General features: G+C 36.7%; 29 protein-coding genes. 12 read left to right on the top strand and 17 right to left on the bottom strand.

What is annotated here, in order from left to right; all coding sequences use genetic code 11:
- Window positions 1-62: 62 nt before the first annotated feature.
- The 4 genes from traA (at window position 63) to GQO39_RS05975 (ending at window position 5,883) form a co-directional block, all read left to right on the top strand.
- Window positions 63-3,758, top strand: coding sequence for a Ti-type conjugative transfer relaxase TraA (gene traA / locus GQO39_RS05990; protein WP_156851391.1), 3,696 nt, complete (start codon window positions 63-65; stop codon window positions 3,756-3,758).
- A gap of 67 nt (window positions 3,759-3,825) precedes the next feature.
- A complete protein-coding gene (locus GQO39_RS05985; RefSeq protein WP_004861683.1) occupies window positions 3,826-4,014 on the top strand; it encodes an antitoxin VbhA family protein in 189 nt (62 codons plus the stop codon).
- Complete coding sequence (gene vbhT / locus GQO39_RS05980) at window positions 4,001-5,542, top strand: type II toxin-antitoxin system protein adenylyltransferase VbhT (RefSeq protein WP_156851390.1); 1,542 nt, start codon at window positions 4,001-4,003, stop codon at window positions 5,540-5,542. The genes GQO39_RS05985 and vbhT overlap by 14 nt, the downstream gene beginning before the upstream one ends.
- A 68-nt stretch (window positions 5,543-5,610) precedes the next feature.
- Window positions 5,611-5,883 (top strand): type II toxin-antitoxin system RelB/DinJ family antitoxin, encoded by a 273-nt coding sequence (locus GQO39_RS05975; protein WP_156851389.1) that lies wholly within the window; start codon window positions 5,611-5,613, stop codon window positions 5,881-5,883.
- Between the two features lie 96 nt (window positions 5,884-5,979).
- On the opposite strand, the gene virB11 is transcribed toward GQO39_RS05975, so the two are convergent.
- The 12 genes from virB11 to GQO39_RS05915 all read right to left on the bottom strand — a co-directional run bounded on the left by virB11 (window position 5,980) and on the right by GQO39_RS05915 (window position 16,266).
- Window positions 5,980-7,032 carry a P-type DNA transfer ATPase VirB11 gene (virB11, locus tag GQO39_RS05970; RefSeq protein ID WP_156851388.1) on the bottom strand — a complete coding sequence of 351 codons (1,053 nt, stop codon included), beginning with the start codon at window positions 7,030-7,032 and terminating at the stop codon, window positions 5,980-5,982.
- 12 nt (window positions 7,033-7,044) lie between these two features.
- On the bottom strand, window positions 7,045-8,181 hold the full coding sequence (gene virB10 / locus GQO39_RS05965; RefSeq protein WP_156851387.1) for a type IV secretion system protein VirB10: 1,137 nt from the start codon (window positions 8,179-8,181) through the stop codon (window positions 7,045-7,047).
- A gap of 24 nt (window positions 8,182-8,205) precedes the next feature.
- Window positions 8,206-9,057: a P-type conjugative transfer protein VirB9 gene (gene virB9, locus GQO39_RS05960; protein ID WP_156851386.1), complete on the bottom strand. Its 852-nt coding sequence runs from the start codon at window positions 9,055-9,057 to the stop codon at window positions 8,206-8,208.
- Between the two features lie 2 nt (window positions 9,058-9,059).
- On the bottom strand, window positions 9,060-9,731 hold the full coding sequence (locus GQO39_RS05955) for a VirB8 family type IV secretion system protein (protein WP_156851385.1): 672 nt from the start codon (window positions 9,729-9,731) through the stop codon (window positions 9,060-9,062).
- Entirely contained in the window at window positions 9,728-10,024 is a 297-nt protein-coding gene (locus tag GQO39_RS05950; protein WP_156851384.1) for an immunoglobulin domain-containing protein, read from the bottom strand. The genes GQO39_RS05955 and GQO39_RS05950 overlap by 4 nt, the downstream gene beginning before the upstream one ends.
- Window positions 10,011-10,970 carry a TrbL/VirB6 family protein gene (locus GQO39_RS05945; protein WP_156851383.1) on the bottom strand — a complete coding sequence of 320 codons (960 nt, stop codon included), beginning with the start codon at window positions 10,968-10,970 and terminating at the stop codon, window positions 10,011-10,013. Before GQO39_RS05945 ends, GQO39_RS05950 begins: the two co-directional genes overlap by 14 nt.
- Before the next feature lie 109 nt (window positions 10,971-11,079).
- Window positions 11,080-11,334: an EexN family lipoprotein gene (locus GQO39_RS05940; RefSeq protein ID WP_156851382.1), complete on the bottom strand. Its 255-nt coding sequence runs from the start codon at window positions 11,332-11,334 to the stop codon at window positions 11,080-11,082.
- Window positions 11,335-11,356: 22 nt separating this feature from the next.
- Window positions 11,357-12,112, bottom strand: coding sequence for a TrbJ/VirB5 family protein (locus GQO39_RS05935; RefSeq protein WP_156851381.1), 756 nt, complete (start codon window positions 12,110-12,112; stop codon window positions 11,357-11,359).
- A complete protein-coding gene (locus GQO39_RS05930) occupies window positions 12,109-14,469 on the bottom strand; it encodes a VirB4 family type IV secretion/conjugal transfer ATPase (protein ID WP_156851380.1) in 2,361 nt (786 codons plus the stop codon). Before GQO39_RS05930 ends, GQO39_RS05935 begins: the two co-directional genes overlap by 4 nt.
- Complete coding sequence (locus GQO39_RS05925; RefSeq protein WP_156851379.1) at window positions 14,466-14,792, bottom strand: VirB3 family type IV secretion system protein; 327 nt, start codon at window positions 14,790-14,792, stop codon at window positions 14,466-14,468. Before GQO39_RS05925 ends, GQO39_RS05930 begins: the two co-directional genes overlap by 4 nt.
- Window positions 14,793-14,818: 26 nt before the next feature.
- Window positions 14,819-15,166, bottom strand: a complete 348-nt coding sequence (locus GQO39_RS05920) for a TrbC/VirB2 family protein (protein WP_156851378.1) — start codon at window positions 15,164-15,166, stop codon at window positions 14,819-14,821.
- Between the two features lie 518 nt (window positions 15,167-15,684).
- The gene (locus GQO39_RS05915) at window positions 15,685-16,266 is read right to left on the bottom strand and encodes a hypothetical protein (protein ID WP_156851377.1); all 582 of its coding nucleotides are present in this window, start codon (window positions 16,264-16,266) and stop codon (window positions 15,685-15,687) included.
- Window positions 16,267-16,418: 152 nt separating this feature from the next.
- Between GQO39_RS05915 and GQO39_RS05910 the strand changes: the two genes are divergently transcribed.
- The 3 genes from GQO39_RS05910 (at window position 16,419) to GQO39_RS05900 (ending at window position 18,991) form a co-directional block, all read left to right on the top strand.
- Window positions 16,419-16,859: a hypothetical protein gene (locus GQO39_RS05910; RefSeq protein WP_246668533.1), complete on the top strand. Its 441-nt coding sequence runs from the start codon at window positions 16,419-16,421 to the stop codon at window positions 16,857-16,859.
- Between the two features lie 279 nt (window positions 16,860-17,138).
- A complete protein-coding gene (gene repC / locus GQO39_RS05905) occupies window positions 17,139-18,488 on the top strand; it encodes a plasmid replication protein RepC (protein WP_156851375.1) in 1,350 nt (449 codons plus the stop codon).
- A 26-nt stretch (window positions 18,489-18,514) separates the two neighbouring features.
- Window positions 18,515-18,991 (top strand): helix-turn-helix domain-containing protein, encoded by a 477-nt coding sequence (locus GQO39_RS05900; RefSeq protein WP_156851374.1) that lies wholly within the window; start codon window positions 18,515-18,517, stop codon window positions 18,989-18,991.
- Window positions 18,992-19,050: 59 nt separating this feature from the next.
- Here the strand turns inward: GQO39_RS05900 and GQO39_RS05895 are convergent, their stop codons facing one another.
- The 3 genes from GQO39_RS05895 to GQO39_RS05885 all read right to left on the bottom strand — a co-directional run bounded on the left by GQO39_RS05895 (window position 19,051) and on the right by GQO39_RS05885 (window position 20,830).
- Window positions 19,051-19,632, bottom strand: a complete 582-nt coding sequence (locus GQO39_RS05895; RefSeq protein ID WP_246668532.1) for a hypothetical protein — start codon at window positions 19,630-19,632, stop codon at window positions 19,051-19,053.
- A gap of 263 nt (window positions 19,633-19,895) precedes the next feature.
- Entirely contained in the window at window positions 19,896-20,252 is a 357-nt protein-coding gene (locus GQO39_RS05890; RefSeq protein WP_156851373.1) for a helix-turn-helix domain-containing protein, read from the bottom strand.
- Between the two features lie 269 nt (window positions 20,253-20,521).
- On the bottom strand, window positions 20,522-20,830 hold the full coding sequence (locus tag GQO39_RS05885; protein ID WP_156851372.1) for a CopG family ribbon-helix-helix protein: 309 nt from the start codon (window positions 20,828-20,830) through the stop codon (window positions 20,522-20,524).
- 218 nt (window positions 20,831-21,048) lie between these two features.
- Here GQO39_RS05885 and GQO39_RS05880 point away from each other — a divergent pair, with 218 nt between their 5' ends.
- The 3 genes from GQO39_RS05880 to GQO39_RS05865 all read left to right on the top strand — a co-directional run bounded on the left by GQO39_RS05880 (window position 21,049) and on the right by GQO39_RS05865 (window position 24,495).
- Window positions 21,049-21,702, top strand: coding sequence for a recombinase family protein (locus GQO39_RS05880; protein WP_156851371.1), 654 nt, complete (start codon window positions 21,049-21,051; stop codon window positions 21,700-21,702).
- Between the two features lie 526 nt (window positions 21,703-22,228).
- Window positions 22,229-23,167, top strand: a complete 939-nt coding sequence (locus tag GQO39_RS05870) for a hypothetical protein (RefSeq protein ID WP_156851370.1) — start codon at window positions 22,229-22,231, stop codon at window positions 23,165-23,167.
- On the top strand, window positions 23,155-24,495 hold the full coding sequence (locus GQO39_RS05865; protein ID WP_156851369.1) for an MATE family efflux transporter: 1,341 nt from the start codon (window positions 23,155-23,157) through the stop codon (window positions 24,493-24,495). The genes GQO39_RS05870 and GQO39_RS05865 overlap by 13 nt, the downstream gene beginning before the upstream one ends.
- 414 nt (window positions 24,496-24,909) lie before the next feature.
- Here GQO39_RS05865 and GQO39_RS05860 read toward each other — a convergent pair whose 3' ends face one another.
- On the bottom strand, window positions 24,910-25,308 hold the full coding sequence (locus GQO39_RS05860; protein ID WP_156851368.1) for a type II toxin-antitoxin system VapC family toxin: 399 nt from the start codon (window positions 25,306-25,308) through the stop codon (window positions 24,910-24,912).
- Window positions 25,305-25,556: an AbrB/MazE/SpoVT family DNA-binding domain-containing protein gene (locus tag GQO39_RS05855; RefSeq protein WP_004857201.1), complete on the bottom strand. Its 252-nt coding sequence runs from the start codon at window positions 25,554-25,556 to the stop codon at window positions 25,305-25,307. The genes GQO39_RS05860 and GQO39_RS05855 overlap by 4 nt, the downstream gene beginning before the upstream one ends.
- Before the next feature lie 284 nt (window positions 25,557-25,840).
- Between GQO39_RS05855 and GQO39_RS05850 the strand changes: the two genes are divergently transcribed.
- Window positions 25,841-26,533 (top strand): nucleotide-binding protein, encoded by a 693-nt coding sequence (locus tag GQO39_RS05850; RefSeq protein ID WP_156851367.1) that lies wholly within the window; start codon window positions 25,841-25,843, stop codon window positions 26,531-26,533.
- A complete protein-coding gene (locus GQO39_RS05845; protein WP_156851366.1) occupies window positions 26,530-26,847 on the top strand; it encodes a hypothetical protein in 318 nt (105 codons plus the stop codon). The genes GQO39_RS05850 and GQO39_RS05845 overlap by 4 nt, the downstream gene beginning before the upstream one ends.
- Window positions 26,848-26,957 lie beyond the last annotated feature (110 nt).

Raw genomic sequence — 26,957 nt, 5'->3', positions numbered from 1 at the left:
TAAAACGTTTCATGCTATAAATTGCTTCGATAAAATTTAAACAATTTTTGGCAATTTTTCTTATGGCAATAGCGCATTTACAAGCTAAAATTATTGGTTCAGGAAAATCGGCAATTTCTGCCGCTGCTTATCGCCATAGAACAAGAATGTTTGATGAGTTAGGAGGTTCTCATACACATAGGTATGATAAAGATAGAGACCTTGTACATTCAGAAATAAATATTCCAAAAGATTCTCCAAAATGGATCACACAACAACTTAGTTCTCTCAATACAAATGATAAAAAAAGTGAATGGTTATGGAATACTATACAAAATAATGAACGCATCAATGGTCAGTTAGCAAGAGAAATAGTTATAGCACTGCCGTTAGAGTTATCACAAAATCAAAATATTTCTCTTGTAAGAGAATTTGTAAATGCAAACTTTGCATCCCGTGGACTTGTTTCTGATTGGGTTTATCATAACAAGGAAGGAAATCCACATGTGCATATCATGCATACTTTACGTCCTGTGGTAGAAAATGGTTTTGGAGCTAAAAAAATAGCTGTTTTAAATGAAGACGGAACAGTAAAAAAATCTCTTGTTACTATTCGCGATAAGCAAGGAAATGCAATAAGGAAAGAAGAGAGGATAGTGTACGAAAATGTCATAGGTCATAAAGATGCATTGAAGGATTTACGTAGTTCATGGGGTGAGATTGCAACAAGACATCTTGCACTTGCTGGTCATGATATAAAAGTAGATATGCGCTCTTATGAAGAGCGTGGTTTATCCATAGAGCCAACAATTCATTTAGGTCAATCTGCTAATGCGATGAGAAAAAAAGGTCTTGTCAGTAATGCAGTTCAAGCCAATGAAAAAATAAAACAGAAATCAGTAGAAAAAATTAAAAAAAATCCAGATGAAGTTCTGAAATTGATTTCATTTGAGAAATCGACATTTAGTCGTGGAGATCTTGCTAAGATCATTAATCGATATGTTGATAATGCGAATGACTTTAATGATATTATGGTGCGCTTAGAGCAAAGTGATAATCTTGTTAAGATCAAAGATCATTCTCATCCTCATAAGGTTATTTACTCAACAAATGAAATTATAAAAACTGAATATGATATGGAACGGAGGGTTTTTGCTTTATCTCAAACAACAGGACATGGTATTCATTCTAAAAAAGTTTTAGCTGCGATAAAGTCTGTTGAAAATAAAGATCGTAATCATTCATTCAAATTCTCAGAAGAACAAATATTAGCCGTTCAGCATATTACAGACGATAAAGGTATTGCAGCGGTTGTTGGTTATGCTGGTGCTGGAAAATCAACTCTCCTTGAAGCGGCAAATGTTGCTTGGAGTAATAATAGTAAACGCGTATTTGGTGCAGCTCTTGCAGGTAAAGCTGCGGAAGGACTTGAGAAATCTTCAGGAATAAAAAGTAGAACTCTTGCTGCTTGGGAATTGGCATGGAAAAATAAGAAAGATCAACTACAAGTTGGTGATGTTTTCGTTATTGATGAAGCCGGTATGGTTTCTTCGAAACAGCTTTCTAATTTTGTCAAAAAAGTCGAAAAAGCAGGTGCTAAGATTGTCCTTGTTGGTGATCACATGCAGTTACAACCGATTGAAGCTGGAGCGGCTTTTCGGGCTATTGTCAATAATATAGGTTATGTTGAACTCTCTGGTATAAGAAGACAAAAGGAAGAATGGGGACAAGAGGCATCACGGCAATTTGCGCGAGGTCAAGTAAAAGAAGCTTTAGAAAAATATAAAGAAAGAGGATTTGTCCATGAGACTAAAACACATAGGCAAGCGATAAATGCTATTGTTAAAGATTGGATAGATACGCGGAAAAAAATAGAAAAAAAATCCGTAGAAGAAGGAACATCTTTAAAGGGTGATGAGTTGCTTGTTCTTGCGCATACAAATGCAGCTGTTAAAAAATTGAATGAAGAAATCAGAACAGTCCTCAAAAATTCTAATTTTTTAAAGTCAGAAGATATAGCAACCGCTGCAAATTTTGATACCATGAAGGGACAGCGGGAATTTGCTATTAATGATCGGATTATTTTTCTTGAAAATGCTAAGTTTGAGGAAAGATATGCGTCGGAATTGGGAGAGCAAAAAGTTAGAAACGGTATGTTAGGTACTGTTTTATCTACACAGAGTGAAACAGGAAGGCCGCTTTTAAGGGTACGTCTTGACTCTGGCCAAGAGGTTGTTTTCTCCAATCATACTTATGGAAACGTTGATCATGGATATGCGGCCACCATCCATAAAAGTCAGGGTGTGACCGTTGATAATGTCTTTGTTTTAGCTTCACCTTCTATGGATCGGCATCTCTCTTATGTTGCAATGTCTCGACATAGAGATCAATCGCGTCTTTATGTAGCAGCAGATGATTTTAAGAATGTTCGCTTACATGAACACAGGCAGGTTAAAGGCACCATTACTGGTGAACTTGTTGAAGCAGGATATGCTTCTTTTAATGAAAACACAAAGAACAAAACGCCTTATGCCGATATAGCAACTTCACGTGGAATTGAACGTGTTTATGGTGTGAATTTACCCTCTGCTATAGATGGTGCTCGTATTGAGCTTGGTGATAAGATCTCCATTCGTCAAGAGAAAGAGACTGTTATTATTAACAATAATGAAGTCAAACGAAACATTTTTAATGTTGATTTAATAGAGCGCGGTGATCCTTCTTTTGTTGATGATATAAAACAGTCTGATCGTGCAAATACCTATGAAAAACTGGTGGCAGCTCTTTCTAGATCAGGTGTAAAAACAACGACGCTTGATTTTGCGGAGTCTCCTGATTATAGGGATTACGTTGCACAATTTACAAAGAATAGGGGAATTGATGTTTCGCAAAGTTTTGCTGAACGAATTTCCTCTTACATTGAGACAAATAAAGAATGGGTACAAAAACAAAGAGAAAAAATTGAAATTCTCTGGAATAGAGCAAAGACTGCTTTTAGCAAACTTGAAAAAGAAGAACCCAAGGTTGAGAAATTACAAGGCATTTCAAATATAGCGGAGAAAGCTTCTTATTTTGCGGCTTATATGGATACTTCTAATATAGAGCAGAAGGCACAAAACGCTCTTAGAAATGAAAAATCTTACGTTGATACTTTTAAAGAATTAAATGCTCATTTGGCATTGATTTATAAGGACCCCCAAGCTGCTGCGCTTAAGATTGAACAAACGATTTTAGCGGGAAAAGGCGATAAATTGCCCGATATTTTAGATAAAGCGCCTGATAGAGCCGGTAAACTGCGTGGGTCAAATCGTTTGATAGATCAATTTAAAACAGTAGGGAAAGAACATAGAGAAGCGCTTTATAATGTTCCTTTTGCTACTTCTACAATTAGAAGGCTTCAATCCTTTTATAAAAACTCTTATGAGAAGCATATGGACAACATTATACATGAGCGTGAGCGGTTGAAAGTTGAAGTACCGTCTCTTTCAAAAGAAGCTGTCACTTATATGAAAGCTGTTGAAGCTGGTCGTGAAAGTTACTCAAAGATACCAGAGCAGGTTAATAAAGAATTTTCAAGGCTTCAAAGTGCTTTAGATAAACGTTTTGGACAGGATGCCATTTATAAACAGGATTTTGATTTGTCAAAAGCGATACCTCAAAACCAGCGTCATGATAAAAAGCTTGTGAATGAGCTTCAAACGGCTGTTAAATTTTTGCAACAGAGACGTATGGAAGAGCAAATCAATACGATAACGCAAACGAAGTCAAAAGAAATTTAAACCATTAAAAACTTGCTACCGTAGCCCAAATGTGCTACAATTAAAGAATAACAAAGAAGGATTTTATATGTTGAGTGAAGACGAAATTAAGCGACGTCGCTTTGCTGCTAAAAATGCATTAGCAAGTCAACGTTTAGAGGGGTTGGAGCCGGATCAACAGGTCGTTTCTCAGATGGAGCGGGTTATTATTGGAGAACTTGAAACAAGTGATGTAATCAAGAATCTTATGGAACGGATAAAACGTGGTGAAGTATGAGAATACAAACGATCCTTATACTGATCCTAAAACTGGTGTTATGTATAATCGGCTTGGTATTAAAGACCAAGCCACACTAAGGAGTCTGGAGTCTGCTTTTGCTTATATAAGGTCTTATGAACTTGATAGTACTCCTATTAGGGGTAAGTTTGATCTCAATCATATGAAAGACATTCACAAGAAGCTATTTGGTGACGTCTATGAATGGGCAGGAAATATCCGTTCAATAGATATTACCAAAGGTGGTTGTTTATTTGCTTATCATCATCAGATTGAAAGCTATGCACCGAAGATTACACAGCAGCTTGCCAAAGAACAATATTTGCGTGGTCTTGATGCGGATGAATTCAGCCAGAGAGCTGGATATTACATGGGTGAAATAAATGCGTTGCATCCGTTTCGAGAGGGAAATGGACGTACTCAGCGTGAATTTATTGGCCAACTTGCTCGTGAAGCTGGTTATAATATCAACTGGGATGGTATCACGCGAGAGGAAATGACAAAGGCATCAATTGAGGCACTTTATGGTACTTCTGAATTACTGTCTGAGCTTATTCGTAAGAACCTTACTGAATTTACAAAAAATAAAAATGTTGACGTTTTGCAAGGTCTAGGAGAAAAAGTTTCCTCTTACATTGAGACAAATAAAGAATTATCGGAAACACAAAAGGAAAAAATTACGACACTTTTGGATAAAACAAAGGCGGCTTTTAGTAAGCTTGAAAAAGAAGAACCTAAGGTTGAGAAATCACAAAGAGATTTGAATGGTGCTTCAAAAGTAACAGAACGAGCTCCCTACCTCGCGGCTTATACGGATACTTCTAATATAGAGCAGAAGGCACAGAACGCTCTTAGAAATGAAAAATCTTACGTTGATACTTTTAAAGAATTAAATGCTCATTTGGCATTGATCTATAAGGACCCCCAAGCTGCTGCGCTTAAGATTGAACAAACGATTTTAGCAGGAAAAGGCGATAAATTGCCCGATATTTTAGATAAAGCGCCTGATAGAGCCGGTAAACTGCGTGGGTCAGATCGTTTGATAGATCAATTTAAAACAGTAGGGAAAGAACGTAGAGAAGCGCTTCATAATATTTCTCTTGCTACTTCTACAATTAGAAGGCTTCAATCCTTTTATAAAAACTCTTATGAGAAGCATATGGACAGCATTATACATGAGCGTGAGCGGTTGAAAGTTGAAGTACCGTCTCTTTCAAAAGAAGCTGTCACTTATATGAAAGCTGTTGAAGCTGGTCGTGAAAGTTGCTCAAAGATACCAGAGCAGGTTAATAAAGAATTTTCAAAGCTTCAAAGTGCTTTAGATAAACGTTTTGGACAGGATGCCATTTATAAACAAGACTTTGACTTGTCAAAAGCGATACCTCAAAACCAGCGTCATGATAAAAAGCTTGTAAATGAGTTTCAAACGGCTGTTAAATTTTTGCAACAGAGACATGTGGAAGAGCAAAACAATACGATAACGCAAACGAAGTCAAAAGATGTCATGAAGTCGCGTAAAAAAACTTAAAGCATAGAAATCTTATTTTTGTAACTCATTTGGGCCATAAATAAGAAGGTAACTAAAGGAGGTTTACTATGAGTGTAGCCGTAGATTCAAAAGATGTCGTTCGAGCACGTATAGATAAGAATTTGAAAAAAGAAGCCCATGAAATATTAGCTACTCTAGGACTTACGGTGTCTGATTTCATACGGATTGCTTTAACTAAAGTTGTTAATGAAAGAGGATTGCCATTTGATATGTATGTTCCTAATGCGGAAACGCTTGAAACTTTTGAGAAAACAAACAGAGGTGGAGATGTTGTTTATGCGGAAGATATGGACGACTTGTTTAAAAAATTAGACATTTAATTATGCGTTCAGGTTGATTTACACTGTTAGTGGTGATCATGTTCATTTTGACGTACAGGAACGAATTCTGATTTGTTCGATTAACTTAGAATGTTTTTAGAAAGCATCTCGGCGCTTAAAGGGATCGTAGTAAATTTCTGTTACACGGAATTTTCCTTCGAGGCGTTTACATTGAATGATGACATCAATCATCGAGATTAATAGGCCACGGATATCTTCTCGTGCTAAATTCCCACCCCCTTCACTTTCTTTCACAAGCAGAGTCATTTGTTCAAAGGCTGCAAGTGCTGTGGAGGCATGAACCGTGGTGATTGAACCTGGGTGACCGGAATTGACATTGCGGATATAGTAAAAAGCTGTACCATCACGCAATTCTTGCAAAAGTATTCTATCGGGGCGCATGCGTAATCCGGATTCAAGTAGTTCTTTTGCGCCTGCTTTTGCAAGTCCTTGGTTGTCTTTTGAGTAAAAGAGTTGCACTTTATTTGAATGCGGAACAACAAGTTCTGGAGTATCCTCTATGGTGAGAATCCGTTCATAGTCAGGGATTTTTGCAATTAAAGCTTTAGAGAGGGTTGTTTTACCCGAACCGGTTTTGCCAGAGATTAAGATATTTTGTTGTGTGATAACGGCTCTTTCTAAAAAGGTACAAAAATCTTTGGCCATAAAAAAATCTGTTAGCTCTTTGTCCGTATCAGAGAGTTCGGATAACCGTTCTGTCATTTGTTGCGTGGGTGTAAAACTGGTGTTTTGGGTGACAGAAAACAGATTGTTTTCATGTAAACTTTCAAGAGAAAAAGTGCGTGATGAAGGTTTACGAATTGTCATACTGATTGTATTTGGTGCGACTGCTGGAGGCATAACAATTTGTATGCGTTCATTGTTGGGCAGTGTTGCGGAGAGAACTGGATTTTCTACGCTAATCTTCTGTGTTGTATAAGCCGCGACAACTTTTGCAATCCCTTCTAATTCACCATATGTTAAATCTTTAAGGATGTGGGTTTGCCAACCATTGGGACCTTCAACGATCACTTCACCAGGGCGATTGATAACAATTTCGAATAAATTGTCGTCATTCAGATAGTTCTCTAATATTTTTAATTTCGTTAAGACGATGGAAGCGCGTTCTGTATTTTTCGCTGTGGCCATAATTTATTTGTGCTACCTTTGAGAATGGTGAAAGAAATTTCTTGGAATAGAGCGAGGAAAAATGCCGTTCCTTCTTTCTTTGACGGCGAGTTTATACACGGATGAAAAGTCCAAATCTCTGGCCACGAAAATATTGACGAGTTCCCCTTGAAATTTTTCTAGGGTAGGGGGAATGTTGATTTGATTTTCAAGGGCAACAGTTGCAGCATCTTTTCCTATGTTGTTTGCTCCAGAGTTGTTTAAGCCGCCTGTTTTGGAATTGCTTTTCATTTTATTTGTTAGTGTTGCTGTAGCGCTGTCAACAACTGAAAGCAGCAAAGCTGAACTAAAGCGTTCCCACCAATGCGTATTAATGTTGCCATCAAAACCGGCTCTACCTAAACTATCGGTTGCTGGTGAAGCAAGAGTGATGATGACACCATTTGGTGTTTTTGCCCTTGTCCAAAGGACAAAGAGGCGGGATTGTCCTTGTTTTATACCTCCTCTGTATTCACCAACCACTTGAGTTCCTTTATCAAGCAGAACAACGCGACCATTGTCAGAGAGGATATCACGGTTAATGATGCAGCTTGCAAAGCCAGGTTGGTCACTGTTTAATGCCGTTTCTAAGATACAGGGAATAGATGTTCCCATGGCGATGATAAAGTTTCTATTCCCAATGACTCCAGCTCTTGTACCTTCTATTCGTGTAGGTTGTAAAAGTGCGGAAAAATTTTGGGAATTCTCATTAGGAATTTCATTTGTACTACTATAATTATTGTTTCTTATTTGCTCTGAGTGAGATCTGGAGTCATTCGTAAAGGCTAAAACTGGAGAGCGTTGTGCGGCTTCAAGTAGTGGATCATTTTTAACCGTTATTTTAGGTGTTTCTGTTGGTATCGGTAATGTAATTTGAGCAATTTTTGCTTGTGGAGTAGAAGGCACTAATTCTAAAGGTGTGAGTGAATTATTAAAGTTTTGCGTTTGGTTTTTATGAGATTTTGCCGTGTCTTTTGTTATTGTTGGGGTTGAGAAGATATTCCAGAGCACATAAGCGCAAAATCCTACAAAGATTATCACGACAAATATTTTTGCTCCAAATGTTTTGGATATATTATTTCTGTTATCGTTAATAACGCCTCGATCTTCAATGATTACTTCATCACTCATATGTTAATTCCCCTCATTTCTATTTCATTGAAGATCTGATGCGATTTTGCGTTCAACAGACGGTGAAGTTGTTCCTGTTTTTGGATTTATGCCTTGGCGTTGATAGGCTTCATTGAAAATGCATAAAACATTTTTTCCATGTCTTAGAGTGAATCTGGAGCCAATTGCATGGACAATGACCATGTTGCCATTTGTGGTTTTCGGAACGAGGGATTCTGTACCGTCACTACTTATAATATAAATGGCTGGAATTTCTTGATTATCGGGGAAAGTAAATGTTGTTGTTTTTCCATTGTCATATACGGATGACGGTTCAAGAGTTACAGAACCTTGAGCGGTATAAGCCCAATTGCGTGGTCCATATTTTTCATAAGTATCAAAGACTCCATCAATACGTTGTGCTTGTTTTCTTGCTTGACTTAAGAGTCCTTCAATTCTTCTTTGTTCCGCTTCGTCTTGTGGATAGCGAAATTTCACAAGGAAATACGTATCTTGTCCCGTTGAAATATCTCCATCTTTAACCGTTAGTTCGAATTGATAAGACCGCTTTGAGCCATCACGGCGTGTGGTGACAACTTGGAGATTGGTAATAGGTTGAACTTCTCGTGCTTTGAGGAAAAGAATATTGCCTGCTGGAGCAACTTCCCATGCCACGCTGTTGCCAATGGCAACATGAGCAATTTCTTCATTGGCCGTAAATTCTATTTGTACAGACGAGCGTATAGAACCAATAATTTTTGTGACATTATAAGCATCATAATTGACAAAGCGAATACGACTATCGCTAGAAGCACGAATAGGAAAAACACTTGCATGGCTAAAGTGAACGGGAGCAAAGGCGATAGTGCTGAGAAGAAGAAGTGTGTATTTTTTCATGATTAGTTGACCACTTCTGAATCTGTTCTATATTCACTAACAATAAAGCCAAGAGGATTTATCAAACGATTTTGTACGGAGAGGGGAGCATTGATATATTGAAAAGTAAGCGTTGAAACCCAGTGTGTAATGAATTCTCTGTTTTTATCATTGTCACGAACGGTTTTGTAATAACGCACCTGTGCTACGTCTTGATTGATAAAAGAGATTGATTTTATCGTAATCCTAGCCGTAGCGTGTTTGTATAAAATTTGTGGACTTCGCGGATTTCGTGCTCCATACCAGGCGGCGAATCTGTCTTGCTCTTCAGGAGAGGAGAGAAGAGAGACAGTTTGGAAGTTATGTTGTATCTCTTCGGCTTCAAAGCCTTCGCGGGCACGGACATATTTTGCCGCAAAATAGCGGGTGATTGCTTCGTCAACGTTTGTCGGACCTTCTTTTAAGGCTTCGACAACTTCGACAATGCCTGTTGAATTGTCGACGCGGATGACAAAAGGTTCAACGGTTTTAAGTGGGGTGAGCGTTATGACGGCTAAGGAGGAGAGGATAGCTACTGTGACAGCTATACCAGCGATGACCAGTGAAATGCGGGTGATGCGGCGTGAGGCAAGCATACGATCTTGATCAAATAAACGTGCCTCAGCAATGTATTGTTCTATATCTTTTTCTTTCATGCCTTTTGCCCGCAATTTTTGTAGGATGATGCAATTTCTTCATCAGTTAATTTTTGCGCGAGGAGTGTTTCGAATTTGCCTTCTTTGACCGATGACTTGATATCTGTATTGTTACTGATGATTATAGGAGTGGGGGAGGGCTTCTTTCCTTCCCAATTCCACATTGATCTGTTGAGTGGACGCTTAGAATATCCATCACATTTTGGAAGTGACTTCAGTGTGTTTGGTGAGGATATACAGCCACTAAGAAAGAGAAATGGCAAGATAATCCCAATTTTTTTAACCCCCCGCATTTGTAGTATTACCTCCTCTAAATTTTGATGCCAAACCTCTTAGACCGCTAATACCAGAACGAGTGGCTGCAAGAGCACCACGTCCAGCTAATCTGCTAGAATGGTGAGCTAAGTGTGTTGAACCTGTAAGAGATGCTCCTCCAGCAGCTAAAGCAGAGGCAATTCCGGGTAAATGGATGAAAAGATAAATCCCACCAGTGCCAATAATCAAAAATTGAATTACAGAAAACATGATATCTGTAATGTCGCCTGAAAGGATATCTACCGCAAGATTTACATATACGCTGCCAAGCAAGGTGACTAATACCTGCAAAATGATAAAGTTTGCAACTTGTCCTAACCATGCTTCTGTAAAACGTCTTGTCGTTGAAAACATATAAAGGCTTATGAAAAGTGGTCCTACCGATAGGACAAGAAATGAACCAAGTTTCGCAAACATTGTAACGATAAAGCCAATAGTGCTAAAAAAAGCAGCAATCAATAAACAGATTAAACCAGCTATCCAATTAACAATATACGTCCCTACTTCAGTCCATCCGTCGTGCTCGTTTGCTGCATCAAAAACATGTGCAGAAGCATGTTTCATCATATTGTCCCAGACATTTTTATCTGAACTTGCTCCTTGGGTGACATTTGCAATGGCATTAGGAAGATCAGTGAAAAATATGTCTTTGATCCAAGCATTATATTGAGAAGCTTTTGTAGTGAGTGTAACAACGATAGCAAGTTTTACAGTTGTCGCTATAAAATCCCATAAAGGCATAGAAGAACGCCCATACATAGTGTTGTAACCTATAAATGCAATATAGATTATACAAGCCGCTTGAAGAGGAACAGATAAAGCGCCTGAAAGATTGCTAATGGTTTTATCCATTAAGTCCCCAAGAGTATTCATTAGACGTTTATCTATATCACTGTATGTTGGAATGTAATTTAGTACCGACATTGGGTATCCATTTTATTATTTTTTGTAAAAACAATTATTGAGCATTTCTTTCAGCTGCTTCTTTCTCTTTTTGTTTGGCTTTAGCGCGCTCTTTTGCTTCTCGTTCTTTTCACCTTTTATTTATTTCCTCTAGAGCTTTTTCGTAATTTTCGTCAGCTTTTTTACGTTCTTCAGTTTCAAGTTCCTTCTTGGCTAATCGTGAATTGACACAATTTTTTGAAGTTCCTGTCGATCCACATTTCAATCTCCATTCTTTTAGTAAGTTTTTATCTTTCTTAAAATCTTCTACGCTATAGTTTTTTTCGCACGCAGCAGTGATAAATCCTGTGCAAAGCAATAATGTTGTTATGATAATCTTGTTCATATTCAATTCCCTCTCTTTAATTTTAATGACCACGAATTTTTCTTGCATAGTCTTGGTATCTTTTACTAGTTTCTTCTCTAATCCGTATTGCTTCAGCTTCCTGTTGAGCTTGCTGAATCATAGAGGTGGCTTGTGTTTGTAAAGCCTCTGCTTGTAATATTGCTTGTATAGCTGCTAATTGTGTTTGAGCATCTTGCACTTCAGCAGCGGTTTTAGCATTTTTGAGTTTTTCAATAATCGTACTAATGGCTTTTTTCTTTTTATCGGCATCTTCGTAAACAGCTTGCCCTGTTGCTGCTTGTCCTACATTGCGATTGTGCAATTTTTCCACTTCTTTCTTGTAAAAGGCATCAACTGCCTCTTTTGAGCCTGCTCCGCCTGAGGGCTCTTTATATAAAAGTTTTTCTTTCCATTTTTCAGTGTTTCCGCTACCACCACCGGTGCCATCTATTGATTGTTCTAAATGATTAAAATCAGAGGGGAGAGCAGCATTATTCCCTTGTCCGTTGAGCAATTCTTGAAGAGCCGACAAATCAGGTTTTCCATTTAAGGAACTATATAATTGTTTCGCTTGATCGAGTTGATTTTTTAAATTTTCAAGCTGTTGTTTGCCTTGTTGAATTTGTTCTTGCAATTTGTTAAGTTGTTGTGTGCCTTGCTGGACTTGTTTCATTATTTGTCCAACAGCCGCGGGATCATATACCATGATAGCAAAGGCATTTGTTTGAAAGCCAAATGAAGCTGCATAGACGGCTGTTGCCAATAAAAGTTTTTTCATTGTTTTGACCTTTCTTGAAAAATAGGAAGCCATTTTTCTGGAGATTCACCAACTTCATCCATAATGGTTTCTAGGAGTTCAATATTCTTGGTGGTGCCGCTTAAAATGGCTATTTCATCATCAAAACCACGTAGATTCAGCTCTGCTACAACTGAACTTTGTCCTTGTTTGACAAGAAAACGCCGTGACTCTCGGCTTAATTCTGATTGTATCAGGTTAAATTCTCTGTCCGATAATTTAAAACCTTCTACATAGTCCCCATGATTACCCTTTTGATTGGGAAAATAAATCTGTGTTGGGCATTGTTCTATAATGGTGTGGGCAATTGTCGAGTTGATTGCATCTTTGGGAGATTGCGTGGCAAACAACATCAAGCCATTTTGTTTACGAATAGTTTTCAGCCTATCTTGCGCAAAGGCTTTAAAGGAATCATCCTCTAAGGCTTTCCAAAATTCATCAATGACAATGATAATGCGACGCCCATCAATGAGAGAAAGAATTCTATGAAAGAGATACATCATTAAGGGAGGACGAATTTCTTCATTGTCCAAAAAATCCGTCATATCATAACCGATAAATTTTGCATCAATGCCAATATCATCATCAGGATTGTCAAAAACCCACCCCAAGGCATTGCCTTTACACCATCTCTCTAAACGCCCAGAGATGCCTTCTCTATGGGTGGTATCAAAAAACATTTGCAAGGCAGAAATTGTCCGTTGTTCCTTGGGCAATAGGGCAAGTTGGTCAACCGCCGCAGCAATATCTTGCCTTTCCGATTCACTAATTTTTTGACCCTCAGCAGAAACAAGTTTGGTAATCCATTGGCGTAAAAACACTCTATCTGCTGGATTGTCATAATCTAAGCCTTTTAGCGGTGCTATCCCTGTCGGCTTGCCATTTTTTAGCGGCATATAGGTGCCACCGCCCGCTCTGACAAAAAGTTCTGCACCACGGTCTTTGTCAAAAAAGACCATATTCGGATCATGCTTTTGAAGTTGTGCTAAGAGAAAATTGACAATAACCGTTTTTCCAGAACCCGACGGTCCACAAACAAAAGTATTGCCTAAATCACCAAAGTGAAAGTTAAAATAAAAGGGTGAGCCGGCAGAGGTTTTCATCAAGGCTACCGCTGGTCCCCACACATTGCCATCTATTTTCCCAACCGGAAAAGAACGAAAAGGAAAAAGGGCTGCGTAGTTGCGGCTTGTAATGGCATCAGAGCGTATGCGATAAGCATAATTTCCAGGCAATTGTGCCCACCAAGCAGCAGCAAGCCCTAAATCTTCCCGTGCAACAACGGCGCCGCCATTTGTAAGATGAGAACGCGCTTTGGCAAGATTATCTGCAAGCTCTTGCGGTGTATCAGCAAAGACCGCCAAGGATAAGTGATGTTCGCCTAAAACAAAACGGTTGGATTCAAGATCATCAAGCGCATCATCCAATTCCATAATTTGTGAGCCCGCACGATCTCCTGCATTGACCATTTGGTTTTGTTTGCGCCCCATAATCTGCTTGGCAATGTTTTTGCTCTTGAAAACAAAAGATTGGGTGAAAATAAATTCAAAGGGAAGAGTCAGCAAACCATCTGTCATGCCTGTTTTGGTTTTTGCTGGATATTCTTTCCAACCAAACATGCCCGCAAAACGCTGTCCCGCCTCGGTGCGTATTTCTATGACTTCTTTCCCGAAAATAAGACGGTCTGAATAAACAGAGGATGCTATTGTGCCCCAAGTAAGAGGAACACGTTCACGACGCCCTCCCACCAATTGGTGAATAAATTCACTTTGCTGCGAAAAAATATTGCCTTCATGTTCATAAAGGCTAAGCCTTTTCGCTCCATAGCGCTCTAAATTTTGAATAATGTCTGTGGTGATATCTTCAAGCTTGCGAATGGACTCTGCATCAACTTCTGTTTTTGTTTCTTTGGCTTTTCCCAGACGCTTAAAAAAATCAACCAATTTATCCGTTTGATCAACATGGGGATTCCACAAGATGGAAAGATAAAGATCATTGCGATAAAGCTCCTGTGAAACCATCCGTTCACGGTATTTGTCATCCAACTGCTTGGCAAATTCTGACCTAAAAGTCCCATCCGGATAAACAGTTTCACGCTTTCTGATAATATGGCTATAAAGCGCTATCCGTTCATCCGCAATGTTTTTAAACAGATTGTTGAGCTGTTCGTGAAGAACATTCAGATCAATAATATCCGCTGTCTCAAAGTTAATACCTTCAAGTTTGATAACCATCATGAGCGCGCGGGAATCCAGTGCAATGACATGTTTGTTGACATGGCGCACGTAAGGGATGATGGATTCCGGCTGCTTTTCACGCTTGCGCTCTGTTGTCTTCATTGTAATTCCTCATAATTACGAATTAATCGTAATGGAGAAATACTTCCCCCACCCCATAGACTCGAATTTCTGGCAAAAATAGATGTTTTTTGCCATGTTAGAAGAATACGAAATTTGTTATGGTCATGCTTGAGAATTTCCTTGAAGATAAAATGTCCAGCAATGCCAAAGGCGATAAAAAAAATATTGCCTGTCATAATAAACAATATCAGTGTGCCCATGGCATTTAACCCCATAGCTTCCACTGTTACGCCTGCAATCATTGCAGGGCGTGTACAAGCAAGGAATAATGTATCTTCTGTTAGATTATAGCGTTCTTTCATGATTTTAAAATGCCGGAGGAAATCAATTAATTAGAAAGCATTCCAACAATTTGCGGAGCACCAAAGACAATGCCAATGCCAACACAAACGAAGAAAGCTTTGCGCATTTCGATATAACCAGCAATCCAAGCAAGCCCAACACCAGCAACAGAAATTGTTGCAATTGCTTTTGCAATGGGTCCTGTTAAAGCCTTTACGACTTTATCAAGAACACCTTGAATTTTTCCGAAGTCTTGTGCAAATGCTGGTTCACTGAGTGCTATAAAGGCAATCAACAGCATAAAAGCTGTGGTTAACCATTTTTTTTGAGTATTTGAGAAGGTTAATTTTTGTAAAGAACGTCCATAAATGGACAGATGACGAATTTTCGACATGAAAATTCCCCCCCTTTCCGCTATTTATATTAAAACTGTGACCTATAAATTAAAAAAAATTTTTTTTCTACTGTTTTATAAATCGGCTAAACAATATTCCACAACTAGCCTTCACAGGTACAAGTTGTCCACAATCCACTACGTGTCATGATGGACAACTCTAGTTATGGAAAATTGTTGTTTTTTTAAGCTTGCTTACTCGTATAGGTTGGTCACTACAGCGCTATATGGTGGCGCGTTCCCTTCCCTATACGTCGCTTCGCTACGCTTTTTAGAATGAGAGGCTGTCCGCCTCTCAAACTCTCTGGAACGCTCACCAAAATCATGAGATCAGATCCGCGTTTATCGAAGTGACTAACAATCCTATGTTCTTAGTGTCAAGGCAACCACTACGTGGCGCCTACGGCGTCCTTGACAAAGAACCATAACGGCTTGTTTTGTCTTTCTCACGCGGCTCCGAAATCATGATTAAAAGGGAGAGCTTAGGGGGGGCGCTTAGGTGGGAAAAATATAAGCTATTATTTAGTAAAATCTTCTATATCGGTTTGGTATTCATCGAGTGGAATGTCCAGTTTAGCAGAAGATGACTCCATTTGATATTCTTTCATGAAAGCAATTTTATCTCCTTTAAAGAACAGAATAGGATTAACCCAATATTGATTAGGCAATTTTGGTTTTAAAATACCTTTTTGTATAAGTTCTCTTAAACCGTTGTGAAAAGTTCTGTCCACCATATCGCACTTTTTTCCATTTATACCCCCATCAAACCAAATTAAGGTAACACTGCTGGGGTCTTCGTTTGTTGATTTATTAGATTGATATTCTTCTAAAACTATTATCAAAGCACGATGGCCTGTACGAGATAAATTAAAAATTGCTTGAATGCCATCAGCAAATATTTCTATAAAATTTTCTTTATTTATTTTTTCTATGACGTGAATTATAGGTACAACCTCTATTTTATCAGTGTCAGAATTGATAAACTTTTGTTGTATAATGCACGTTTTAACAATTTTATTGTCAGCAAATATTTCAGAATTTTTAAGAAAAGGATTTTCATGCGGGGAATATTTTTGCTTTCGCAAGTTTATTTTATCCATTTTGATCGTCCGTTGAATTTTTTATCACCTATTACGACTTAAGAAATTTTTTCTTCGCAAAAATAAAAGTCGTATTGACACTTGAGCGAATGCAGACTATCCTCATTTGAGATTCGATTTATTATTTTAATATGACAATTGTATTACCACAAATGACCGTTAATATATCAGACAAACAGAGAAAGCAAACCGTTAGGCACGGTCAGAGTCCTTTCATTAATGATATTGTGGTTTCTATTAAGGATCCAGAAGAGCAGATTCTTGTCAATGTGGCGCTAATTTTTGATTTAAAAGCCGCAGGAATGAAAGTTTTTTTAGTTTTGGCTTGGATACTTCAAAACAGGTTAATTCGTACGAATAGTGTAGTTTTAGATCAAGCTGTTTTAAAAACATTTCTTGAAGCTCAAGAAAGAAAGTTAGCGTTGTCACCAACAACTTTTTTTCGGGGCGTAGCTGAGTTAGAAAAAGCTGGTATTATTGCTAAACAAAATCATAGAGCTTGGTATTTTATTAATCCAAGCCTTGTTTTTAAAGACAGGAAAGTTGTTTTCACAAACGATATTGAATTAGAGAATAGGAAGACGGGGACCTAATTTTTAACTATGTTGAATTTATTTTTCTTTTCAATATAGTTATGTCTTGACTCATTATTTCAGATAATGAGTCGTTCAGAATAGAGGGAAATACAATGGCAAAAAAATAAAAACCCAACTGCATTAACAGAAGGGTTTCTAAAAATATCCGATAAATTAATATCAATCAATAACGTGATTATCAGTTTAATTTATCTCGATACATTCTGCAAGAGAAATTTTGTAGAAAGAGGATATTTTTAACGTTTTTTTGCCTCCAATAGAGAGGTTTTAAAAATTATGGTTAAGAAAATATCGGGAAGAAAGTTAAGTGCACATCATATAGAATTTAGAAAATTAGCAGAAACTGCTGAGATTGGTTCTGTAAGCCGTGGTCAATTGATTGGATTGGTTCATCAACTGGAACAGACTGATTTCATTAAAGAGAGTGAAGCTAAACTTCTTTTGAATTTGTTAAGGACAGCTCCAAGAGATTCATTTGAAAAAGGCGGGGTTCCTATTGTTTTCAAAAGCAATCGACAACTTAGTTATGACATTAAACGGAGTGAATCGCGCGTTAGTTTTTTACTTTCATGCCTTTATGACTGTGGTCTTATTGTTATGCGCGACTCTGGTAACTTTAAACGCTATCCTATACGTAACCATAGCGATGATATCGTAACAGCTTGCGGTATTGATTTACGTATTCTTGTTGCGCGATATCATGAACTTAAGCAAAAAGCAGGCAAAGCTCTGGAGATTCGTGAGAAGCAAGAAGAAGCTTTGCATTATTTTAGAGGATTGGTGCGTCAAATTAAAACCTGTTATACAGAAATGGAAGCAACTCCGTTTATCTCACTGCTTTTTTCTAGAATGCAAAAAATTATCCATATTATTGGTCGTCCGGCTAAAGCATCTCTTGAAAAATTATACAAAGCAATTCGTCTTTTTGAGTGGATTTTACAACGTTTTTTTGGGCAAAAAACATCAAAAACAAGATACACAGCTCTTGCTGGCAATATACACATAGAACATACAACCCCTAACTATAATTGTAATTGTAACAAAAAGGAGTGTTCAGACAACTCTGAACACACTCAAAATACTAATATGACCTTCGGTCATGAAAAAATGGCTTATGAAAATATCGGGAATGGCAAAACTGAATCCTCACTTCCTTCAAAAGGTAGTACATTGCCTCAAATTAAGCCGGAGATACTAGAAAAGGCTTTGCCAAATGCCGCCTTGTTTTCTGAATGTAGTTTCCAAACAGAAAGCGATTTGATACATTCTATGTATCCTATGTACAGAATGATTAAAGTTTCAGAACATGCCGCTGAACAAGCTACAAAAATCATGGGACTTAAAAAAACAGCTCTGGCCATTGCCATCATTTTTGAAAAATATGCTAGAGGACTTGTAAAATCACCAGGAGGATATCTCCGCGGCATGATTGATAAAGAAAAAAAGGGAGAATTATATCTAGAACGTTCTTTATTCGCTTTATTGAAACAAACTGATCAAGAAGAAATAAATAGTTTAAACTTAGAAAAAGATCAGAAAATAAAGCTAAACGAAGAAAAAAGCTCTTTGTTTGAGTTTGAACTCAATAAAACGTTAAATAATCTAACAATGTCAAAATTTGCATAAAAAATCTTATTAAAGTGAAAAAATAAATGGATAAAACAAAGAAAATAATAGGGCGGCGCTTCACTGCACAACATCTAGAATATCAGAAAATAGCAGAGAATGTTGAATATAAAACAGTAAGCCGCAATAAATTAAGCAAGCTGGCTTATCGATTATCTCATATTGATTTAATTAGTGAAGCAGAATCTTCTGTTCTTTCTACCTTATTAGAAATAACGCCTGATAAAGCCTTTAAAAAAGGTGGAGTTCCTATTATTTTTAAAAGCAATAAAGATATTGGTTTTATGACTCGTAGTCCAGGTCGTATTAGTACAATTCTCTCGCGTTTGTATGATTGCGGATTGATTGTAATATGGGATTTTGGATATTTTGGTCGCCAACATATAAATGATAACGATCGATATACTCCCTCAACAAGGGCGATTGATCTGCGTCTTTTTATCATTCGTTACTATGAGCTTAAGGAAAAAGTAGATAAAAAATTAAAACGTACTGCATACTAATATGGCATATTTTCAGTGTACGATACTGATATTGTTAGTTTGAAATTACCTGTCCAATATTATGAAAAATCTACACCAATGGCTTTTGCTTGCATTTGTTCATAAAGTTTTTGAATTACTTTCATATTATCTTTTCGTGCTTCGTTGATTGATAATTCAATTGAGGTTGAAAAGCATAATCCTGTATCTTCTAGCCATTTATAATGCCATACCATTGCTTTACGTCCTTCATCATAAGGCAATCCATCTTTTCGGTTTTTGGGTAAGCTATGTGTTTCATTTATAAATTGGTATTGTGCAGGATCACCAACAAGAGCTATATGCTTTTCAATGACATTTATATAAGCCAAAGCATTTTTGAAACTTTTGATCATAGCTTTACTGTTACCGTATTGGATAAAATCATTTTCTGTTAAAGAGCGCTCACTACTGATGAGTAACGATATATCACCATTTTGTCCAATATCACGAAGATAATTGTACAAATCACTTCGCACATCATGTAATTTTTTTGCCTCCAATGTATTACTAAATTCTTGCATATATTTATGCTGTTGATCGAACAAATATTCTAGTTTATCTTGATATTTTTCATGCTTACTATCATTTGTATAGATTTTTGCTACTTCTTCTTCTTCCACAGAAAAACCTTTCTTAATCAGATGTCTTCTTATGCTAACTTGGAAAAAGAATCCGGACAATAGGCAAAAAATCACCAATTAAAACCAGATGATGAAAAAAAGCCATTGTTTAAATCGGAATTAAAGGAATACTTTTGAAATCTTAAAGATAGAGGAAAGAGGACGGATTAAAGAATCCTGCGGGGATCTTCATGACCTCTTCCCCAAAAAAGATTTACATAATAATTTATCATTTAGCAAGTAAGCGTTTTTAAATTTTTATTCTAATTAGAAATTAAGCATAAAATCGCCTTTTGTTTTTTAGATTTGAGAGCTCTAAAACTTTTCAGGAGTTGATGTTCATCTTTACTGGATATTCCTTCGTCATATGAGTGCAAAACATTTTCTTTTGTTGAAATATCCGTATAAAAAAAAGAAATATCAACTTCCATTATATCGGCAATCTGTTGCAAGCGTCCTGCACCTACACGATTTATTCCTTTTTCGTATTTTTGTACTTGTTGGAAAGTTATGCCTAAAGTGGCGCCTAAATCTTTTTGAGACATTCCCAACATTTCTCTTTTCAATCGAATTTTTTTGCCTACAGAAATATCATAGAAATGTTGAATTTTATCTTGCACTTAAAAGATCCCCCTGATAGCGAGCGCCCTCGCATTGGTATTCCGGGAGTTTGAAAGCACTGAACTCGATCAGCCTTTTGCTTTTAGTATTTATAATACTTGGACATAGCAAAAGCCCCCGGAATTCCGGGGATACCATTAAAGTGGTATCGATTTTTGTTTAGCGAGTTTTCAGGCTTTCAAATCCCTATTGACCGTTGCGTAGACGATCAAAATCACATGATTACTAGTAAAGTAATTTCAGGAGATTGGCAAATAAAAATAGTTTTTTATTTACAAACTTTATTTTTTAAAGCTAACTTATCTAGCTTGCGTTGTGTTTCAAGGCGCCATACCGCTGCTTCTGCTTCAACTTCTTCAGCAGACATTACATCATCAGCATTAGCGGAATTAATACCAAGCTGGATTTGTTCCCGAAACCATAAATCATGCGCACTCTTTTCTTTTTGCTCTCTTACAATCTTGCGCATATAATCTCGTAAGAGCTGCGCACCAGATCTATCACATGCTTTTGCGGCTTCAGAAAATTCATTTTTTAAGATATCATCAACGCGAAATGTGAATGTTGTTTCAGCCATTTTACTACCATGTAATGTGTTACAATATAATTACAATATAACACATTTTATTATTTATTCAATAAATTGCTTTGAAGGACGGTGTTTTAAATATGTTAAATGCTGTTATCTATCAGAAAAAATGATCATTTTTTCTGATAGAAAAATATATATTTATTTGACATTTTTTTTAAATAAAAATATATCAGTTTAAATCTAAATTGATATTTTTACTGAACATGACAAAATTTTACGCTTACTTGCGTGTTTCTCGTGATGGACAAGATACAGAAAATCAAAAATTTGGCTTGTTAGAATATGCTAACAAACATGGCTTTGCTCCACTTCATATTGAAGAAGAAATTGCAAGTAGAGGAAAAGATTGGCGCAAGCGTAAGCTTGGTGCTTTAATTGAAAAAGCAGAACGAGGAGATGTATTATTAACTCCTGAATTTTCTCGTATAGCTGGTTCTTCTCTTGCTGTCCTAGAAATTCTCAAAGCCGCTAGTGAACGTGGCTTAATTTTTCACGTGACAAAACAAAATCTTATCATGGATGGTAGTTTACAAAGTGATATCATCGCAACTGTATTAGGTATGGTAGCGCAGATTGAGAGACATTTAATTCAAACACGTACAAAAGAAGCGTTAAGTGTTGCTCGTCAACGTGGTATAAAACTAGGACGCCCAAAAGGAAGTACTGCTACGCAATTAAAGCTGGACAATCACATTGATGAAATTCAAGCCTTTATAAATGTTGGTTTATCACAGAACCGTATTGCTAAGACATTAGGAGTTAGTGTGAATACCTTGCGCTTATTTATTAAACGCAAAAATATCAAGCCTACAAAAATTAAGCCACTCATTACCATGCCAAGAGCATTAGAAAATTAAGGTAAGCTAAGCTGAAAAAATATCTGTTTTCATATCGGAATATATACCTAATTATACATAATTAATAAATATATATTATTTATTCAGTGTTTATTTAGTAAATAAGGAATTTTATTAGGTTCCCGTTTTTCTTTAACAGGTTTATTGCTAATTTATCAAGCAAAACAAATGTATCATGCCTAGCCAATTACCTTCATAAAATATAATTTCAGCGGATATCTTCTCGTGCCAAGTTTTTACTCCCATCATTTTCTTTGATAAGAAGGATTATTTGTTAAAATGATAAATTGCTAGGATATATTGGCTGTTACAGGTGATTTACGTCCTTAGAATTAGAAGGATATCCTTCTCTTTTTACAATAAAGAAAGCATTAATAGTCTTTTATTATCCATACGTTGATTTTCTTTACTTTTATCCCCATAGCTCTTTCTTTGGTTTACTTGTTCAACTGTAACTCTAGAAGAACATGCTCGTTGTGGTCCAGCTTGGCTTCGAATAGGTGATACATCCTGTAGAATTTTTGAAATGCCTCGGCGACGATTGGCTAAGAAAAGTGTTAGCGAATACCAAGATGATATTGCTTTATCATCAGAAGTTCAATCTTGGCTGCGTAGGCAGTTTCTGAAAGCAACGTTTCCAGAACATTTACTAAATACTAAAACAGCTATTGTAACGCACATTAATAATCTTAATGAATACGTATTCGAGCAATTTAGGCAGGGGCATAATATTTCTACTATCACATTACGAGAACCATTTTTTGCCATATACGCAATAGAATTATTGGAGCGGCCTAGTTTTATGCGACGTCTTATAGATGATGGACGATTAGTAAAACTGGTTGAATTGCTTAAACTAGAATCACAAGGGCTATGGAAAAATTTCATTCCCACTGCCACAGATCTATTTTGGCTATCGGTTGAGGGACGTGTACGTCCTCTCCAGTTAAGAGATGGTGCTTTATATTCAGATCGTTTTAGAGTGCGTATTGATTTTGAAACTAATTCTATTGTACAAAATCTTCGAACAGGACGATTGGTCCCTAGTTTATTTTTTATATTTTTAAGTGGTTCTTTATTGCCAAGAATTCGTTTTTTAGGAGGAGCATATCAAGTTTTGTACCAAGAAATTTTCCAAAAAATTTTATTGAAAATACTGAAAATGGATGTGCAAGATGAACGAAGGCTAGCAGAGGATATTTTATCAACGATTGTAACTGCTTGGGGGCATAATGTTGTACAAAAAAACGCATGGCATCAAGTCCAAAAAAACAATAAAGGCGCATTGCGCTTCTCTTTTAAGAACTGGGCATCTCCTCTTAGCTTAATGAGTTCTCATTATGCATCTTTTACGCAAGATTTGCGATGGAAAGACTTGACGGAAAAAATCAATACGTTTTGTTTAAAAAATCCAGGATTAATAAGCCCTTCAATATGGAAGGAGCTTTCACAATGTTTGTTGTGATGAAGCAATTGCTCTCTCTTGGTATGCCACTGGCTGTTGGGTTTATATCTCAGATGATGATTTCCTTCACAGATGCAGCACTTGTAGCACATTTAGGTGTTCAAGCCTTGAGTGGTACAATGTTAGCTTTGAGTATGTTTAGTTTTGTTATGCTGTTGGGACTAGGTATTATTACCGCGGTTGCACCAAAACTTGCGGAAAGTTTTCGTAGACAAGATAGATATGCATTAAAGGCATGGTTTGATCAAGGAATATGGCTTTCCCTTGTGATTGGAATGATGAGTGCGATCATTTTACTCAACACGAGGAATATTTTGTGTTTTCTCGGCCAAGATGGGACAATTGCCAATATAGCGCAGGAATATAATAGTGGTGCTGCTATAGGAGTGGTGTTTTTTTATCTTTATGTGAATAGCCGGGGATTACTGTCAGCAATTGGTAATCCAAAGCCCTTAACCTGGGTTATGCTTGCGGCTATCCTCGTAAATTTTCTTATCTCTTGGCTGCTTATTTTTGGTATAGGTTCTGCAAGCGGATTAGGTGTCTTTGGTGCAGGAATTGCGAGCAGTTTGATCCGTATTTTAATTGTTATTGCAGCAGCAATAATATTGTCCCGCAATTCTGCTTTTCATTCTTTTCGCTTTAATTATTTGAGACCAAAGTTAGAGATTTCACGAATAATAAAATTGCTGCGAGTAGGGCTACCCATTGGTATACGTATTCTTATTGCGGAGGGTTTTCCTTCGGTCATTGCATTCATGATTACGGCTTATGGGATCGAATCTTTGGCCGCACATACGATAGGGATGCGACTCGATATGCTTATTTCTGTGGTGGCTTTGGGGATTTCCAGCGCAGCCGCGACAATAGCAGCGTGGTATAGAGCAGATAGGAATAATATGGCTCTAAAACAGCTGCGTATGAGTGTCACAGTTTTTGCTGTAGCTTATGTCTTATTTTTATCAGTGGTTGTTTATCTCTCTTATGAATTTATCCTTACAACCATCTTTAATATTTCTGAAGACAGCGTTGTTGTTTTCTTTTGGAAGTTGCTTCCGTTCATCTTATTGTCTTTTGCTTTTGGCACTTTAGGAGCTATGCTCAATGGCATACTTGTGGGGTTGCTTGATACGTTTTGGTCAACAATTGTTGTAGCAATAAGTTATTGGGGGTCAGGCCTATTTGGGGGAGCGCTAATGGCGCATTTTTTTGAATATGGCTTTATAGGTTATTGGTTTGGCATGATTGGTGCCAGCTTAATCGTTTCTCTCTTTAACTATATGCGCGTGGGTTATTTAATAAAACGCAATTCTATTTTGGGGGTATGATGAGTATTATAAGAGTGTCGTAAGCACTTACTGTGAAGGTATAGCTTCACTGATAAAATATAAAACCTACAAAAACTAAGCCAATTATCACTATGCCAAGAGCATAGGAGAATTAAGGCAAGCTATACCAAGTTGATCGCCCTCCTCCATGACGTATTAAAAGATCTTTTTCAACTAATGATGTTAAGCTGGTAAAATATCTGCTTGCATACTGGAATATATACCTAATTATACACAAATAATAAATATTTATTATATATTTACAAAATACGTACTAAATAAATGATATTTATTTAGTGTTTATTTATTAAATAAGGAATATCTTAATGTCTGTAATTACTATGTATTCAACAAAATGTGATATTGGAAAATCCACATCTATAGCTTATTCTTTTATAGGTATTAGCTCACTCATTAAGTAAGGAGTTTTACTAACTGTCCATTTTTCTTTAACAGGTCTATTGCTAATTTATCAAACGAAACAAACGTCTCACCACCTAGCCAATTTCCCTCATAAGATATAATTCCATCAGCAAAATCACCACCAGCCTCTAGAATAGCAAGCCCTGCTTCAACAGCTGGTCTATTCATTACTATATTACTGGTTGCTAGCAGATCGCGTAACATTCCAGCTACATCTTCTTTTGATAGTCTTGCACCTCGGTGAAGTATCCAAACAAGTTCGCATAGACAAGGTAGAGAAATAGCTATGAGAGAAGCTTCTCTTAAAATCTTACTTGCTACCTCCCCTTGCTTTTTATCATCTTGTAAAACAGCACGAGCTAGAACATTTGTATCTACAGAAATCTTCATTTTTTCCCAGCCCAACTAGAAGCTGTAATTTCGTTCATTTCTTCAATGGTTAGAGGTTTTTTTAGTTTTCCAGAAAATCGTCCAATAAAGCTCTCAATAGTGCTTGTAGGCTGTGACGCTTTTATACGAAGTTCACCACCTGGTAACTTATCAAAGTCAATCTTCTCACCTGGTTTAACACCAAGGTGCTGTAGTAAATCCCGCTTCAGCGTAATTTGTCCTTTTGCTGTAACTGTTAATGAAGACATAAAAAATTCCTCTTACTATATAATTATCCAATATATATAAAAGTAATGTAAAAATCAATTACTCTTAAGAAACAAAACTGTGAAATAAACTCGTTTGCATACTGGAATGTGCACACCCAATTATAGCGGATTTGGAATTAACAATATATAAATATTTATTACGTATTTTGTACGTAAATAATAAATATTCACAAAATAAATAATTATGATTTATAATTTTAATAAATACGTAATAAATAAATGTTATTTATTTGGTGTTTATTCATTGAATAAGGAATATCTTAATGCCTGTAATTACTATGTGTTCAACAAAAGGTGGTGTTGGAAAATCCACAATGGCATTAGTATTAGCTAACGTTTTTGCTAAAGCCGGATCTAAGGTGAAATTAATTGATGCAGACCCAAATCAACCACTTGTGACATGGATGAAAAGATCTGCAGATACAATGCCCCAAAATATAGAAGTTTCTGGAGACATTACAGAACAGAATATTGTTTCTTGCATTGATGATGCTGTAGAAAAGTTTCCATTTGTTATTGTTGATCTTGAAGGTTCGGCTAATCTTGCGGCTTCTTTTGCTATAGGGAGAGCGGATTTAGTTTTGGTTCCTATGAGAAAAAAACAACTTGATGGGGATCAGATAGGAAAGATCATTGCTTTAATAAAACAACAGAGTCAGTTTTTTAAAAGAGAAATACCTTTTCGTATCGTATTTTCTATGACCAATACCTTAAACAGTCGCGAAGGACAGCATATAGAGAAAACGTTAGAAAAAGCTAATCTTCCTATTTTACCTGCTTCATTAACTGAAAGAGGAGCTTTTAGTGCTCTTTTTCAAATAGGGGGATCACTCTTTGATTTATCATCCTCTGATGTGAATAATCCTCAAGCAGCACAAGAAAATGCAACGGTTTTTGCTAATGCTGTTGTGAAAGTATTAGATACTGAAAATTTATTAAAGGATAAAGTAGCATGACAAAAAGAGCTGAAATTCCATTACCTAATTTTGAAAATTTACAACCATTTACAAAAGCGCAAAAAGTGAATGAACAAGTTTTAGGTGAGATAGGTCAAAAGAATGGCTTTACAACACGTCATAATGTAGAAAACAGAACGTGTGTTGGACGTAGAAGACGTAGCTTAAAAACAGCACGACTAACACTTGCAGTTGAACCAGAAGTAAGAGACAGTTTTTGGGTTTTAGCTGATAAGCTCAATGAGGATGGTGGTAATTTTCTTAATCGTCTTATTGAAGTTTACATAAATAGTAATAAAATAGAAAATACATAATATTTATTTATTATTTACGTACGAAATACATAATAAATATTTTATAAATCAGCTGAACAATATTCCACAACTAGCCTTCACAGGTACAAGTTGTCCACAATCCACTACGT

The organism is Bartonella refiksaydamii (genome assembly GCF_902652675.1).
Taxonomy (GTDB): domain Bacteria; phylum Pseudomonadota; class Alphaproteobacteria; order Rhizobiales; family Rhizobiaceae; genus Bartonella; species Bartonella refiksaydamii.
The sequence above is the reverse complement of the archived record's forward strand: the minus strand, read 5'-3'. Positions and strand labels throughout refer to the sequence as shown.

What these genes read in the sequence shown, in the direction of transcription:
- traA (WP_156851391.1), top strand. Translation starts at nt 63, where the DNA reads ATGGCAATAGCGCATTTACAAGCTAAAATTATTGGTTCAGGAAAATCG.
- GQO39_RS05985 (WP_004861683.1), top strand. Translation starts at nt 3,826, where the DNA reads ATGTTGAGTGAAGACGAAATTAAGCGACGTCGCTTTGCTGCTAAAAAT.
- GQO39_RS05975 (WP_156851389.1), top strand. Translation starts at nt 5,611, where the DNA reads ATGAGTGTAGCCGTAGATTCAAAAGATGTCGTTCGAGCACGTATAGAT.
- virB11 (WP_156851388.1), bottom strand. Translation starts at nt 7,032, where the DNA reads ATGGCCACAGCGAAAAATACAGAACGCGCTTCCATCGTCTTAACGAAA.
- virB10 (WP_156851387.1), bottom strand. Translation starts at nt 8,181, where the DNA reads ATGAGTGATGAAGTAATCATTGAAGATCGAGGCGTTATTAACGATAAC.
- virB9 (WP_156851386.1), bottom strand. Translation starts at nt 9,057, where the DNA reads ATGAAAAAATACACACTTCTTCTTCTCAGCACTATCGCCTTTGCTCCC.
- GQO39_RS05955 (WP_156851385.1), bottom strand. Translation starts at nt 9,731, where the DNA reads ATGAAAGAAAAAGATATAGAACAATACATTGCTGAGGCACGTTTATTT.
- GQO39_RS05950 (WP_156851384.1), bottom strand. Translation starts at nt 10,024, where the DNA reads ATGCGGGGGGTTAAAAAAATTGGGATTATCTTGCCATTTCTCTTTCTT.
- GQO39_RS05945 (WP_156851383.1), bottom strand. Translation starts at nt 10,970, where the DNA reads ATGTCGGTACTAAATTACATTCCAACATACAGTGATATAGATAAACGT.
- GQO39_RS05940 (WP_156851382.1), bottom strand. Translation starts at nt 11,334, where the DNA reads ATGAACAAGATTATCATAACAACATTATTGCTTTGCACAGGATTTATC.
- GQO39_RS05935 (WP_156851381.1), bottom strand. Translation starts at nt 12,112, where the DNA reads ATGAAAAAACTTTTATTGGCAACAGCCGTCTATGCAGCTTCATTTGGC.
- GQO39_RS05930 (WP_156851380.1), bottom strand. Translation starts at nt 14,469, where the DNA reads ATGAAGACAACAGAGCGCAAGCGTGAAAAGCAGCCGGAATCCATCATC.
- GQO39_RS05925 (WP_156851379.1), bottom strand. Translation starts at nt 14,792, where the DNA reads ATGAAAGAACGCTATAATCTAACAGAAGATACATTATTCCTTGCTTGT.
- GQO39_RS05920 (WP_156851378.1), bottom strand. Translation starts at nt 15,166, where the DNA reads ATGTCGAAAATTCGTCATCTGTCCATTTATGGACGTTCTTTACAAAAA.
- GQO39_RS05915 (WP_156851377.1), bottom strand. Translation starts at nt 16,266, where the DNA reads ATGGATAAAATAAACTTGCGAAAGCAAAAATATTCCCCGCATGAAAAT.
- GQO39_RS05910 (WP_246668533.1), top strand. Translation starts at nt 16,419, where the DNA reads ATGACCGTTAATATATCAGACAAACAGAGAAAGCAAACCGTTAGGCAC.
- repC (WP_156851375.1), top strand. Translation starts at nt 17,139, where the DNA reads ATGGTTAAGAAAATATCGGGAAGAAAGTTAAGTGCACATCATATAGAA.
- GQO39_RS05900 (WP_156851374.1), top strand. Translation starts at nt 18,515, where the DNA reads ATGGATAAAACAAAGAAAATAATAGGGCGGCGCTTCACTGCACAACAT.
- GQO39_RS05885 (WP_156851372.1), bottom strand. Translation starts at nt 20,830, where the DNA reads ATGGCTGAAACAACATTCACATTTCGCGTTGATGATATCTTAAAAAAT.
- GQO39_RS05880 (WP_156851371.1), top strand. Translation starts at nt 21,049, where the DNA reads ATGACAAAATTTTACGCTTACTTGCGTGTTTCTCGTGATGGACAAGAT.
- GQO39_RS05870 (WP_156851370.1), top strand. Translation starts at nt 22,229, where the DNA reads ATGCCTCGGCGACGATTGGCTAAGAAAAGTGTTAGCGAATACCAAGAT.
- GQO39_RS05865 (WP_156851369.1), top strand. Translation starts at nt 23,155, where the DNA reads ATGTTTGTTGTGATGAAGCAATTGCTCTCTCTTGGTATGCCACTGGCT.
- GQO39_RS05860 (WP_156851368.1), bottom strand. Translation starts at nt 25,308, where the DNA reads ATGAAGATTTCTGTAGATACAAATGTTCTAGCTCGTGCTGTTTTACAA.
- GQO39_RS05855 (WP_004857201.1), bottom strand. Translation starts at nt 25,556, where the DNA reads ATGTCTTCATTAACAGTTACAGCAAAAGGACAAATTACGCTGAAGCGG.
- GQO39_RS05850 (WP_156851367.1), top strand. Translation starts at nt 25,841, where the DNA reads ATGCCTGTAATTACTATGTGTTCAACAAAAGGTGGTGTTGGAAAATCC.
- GQO39_RS05845 (WP_156851366.1), top strand. Translation starts at nt 26,530, where the DNA reads ATGACAAAAAGAGCTGAAATTCCATTACCTAATTTTGAAAATTTACAA.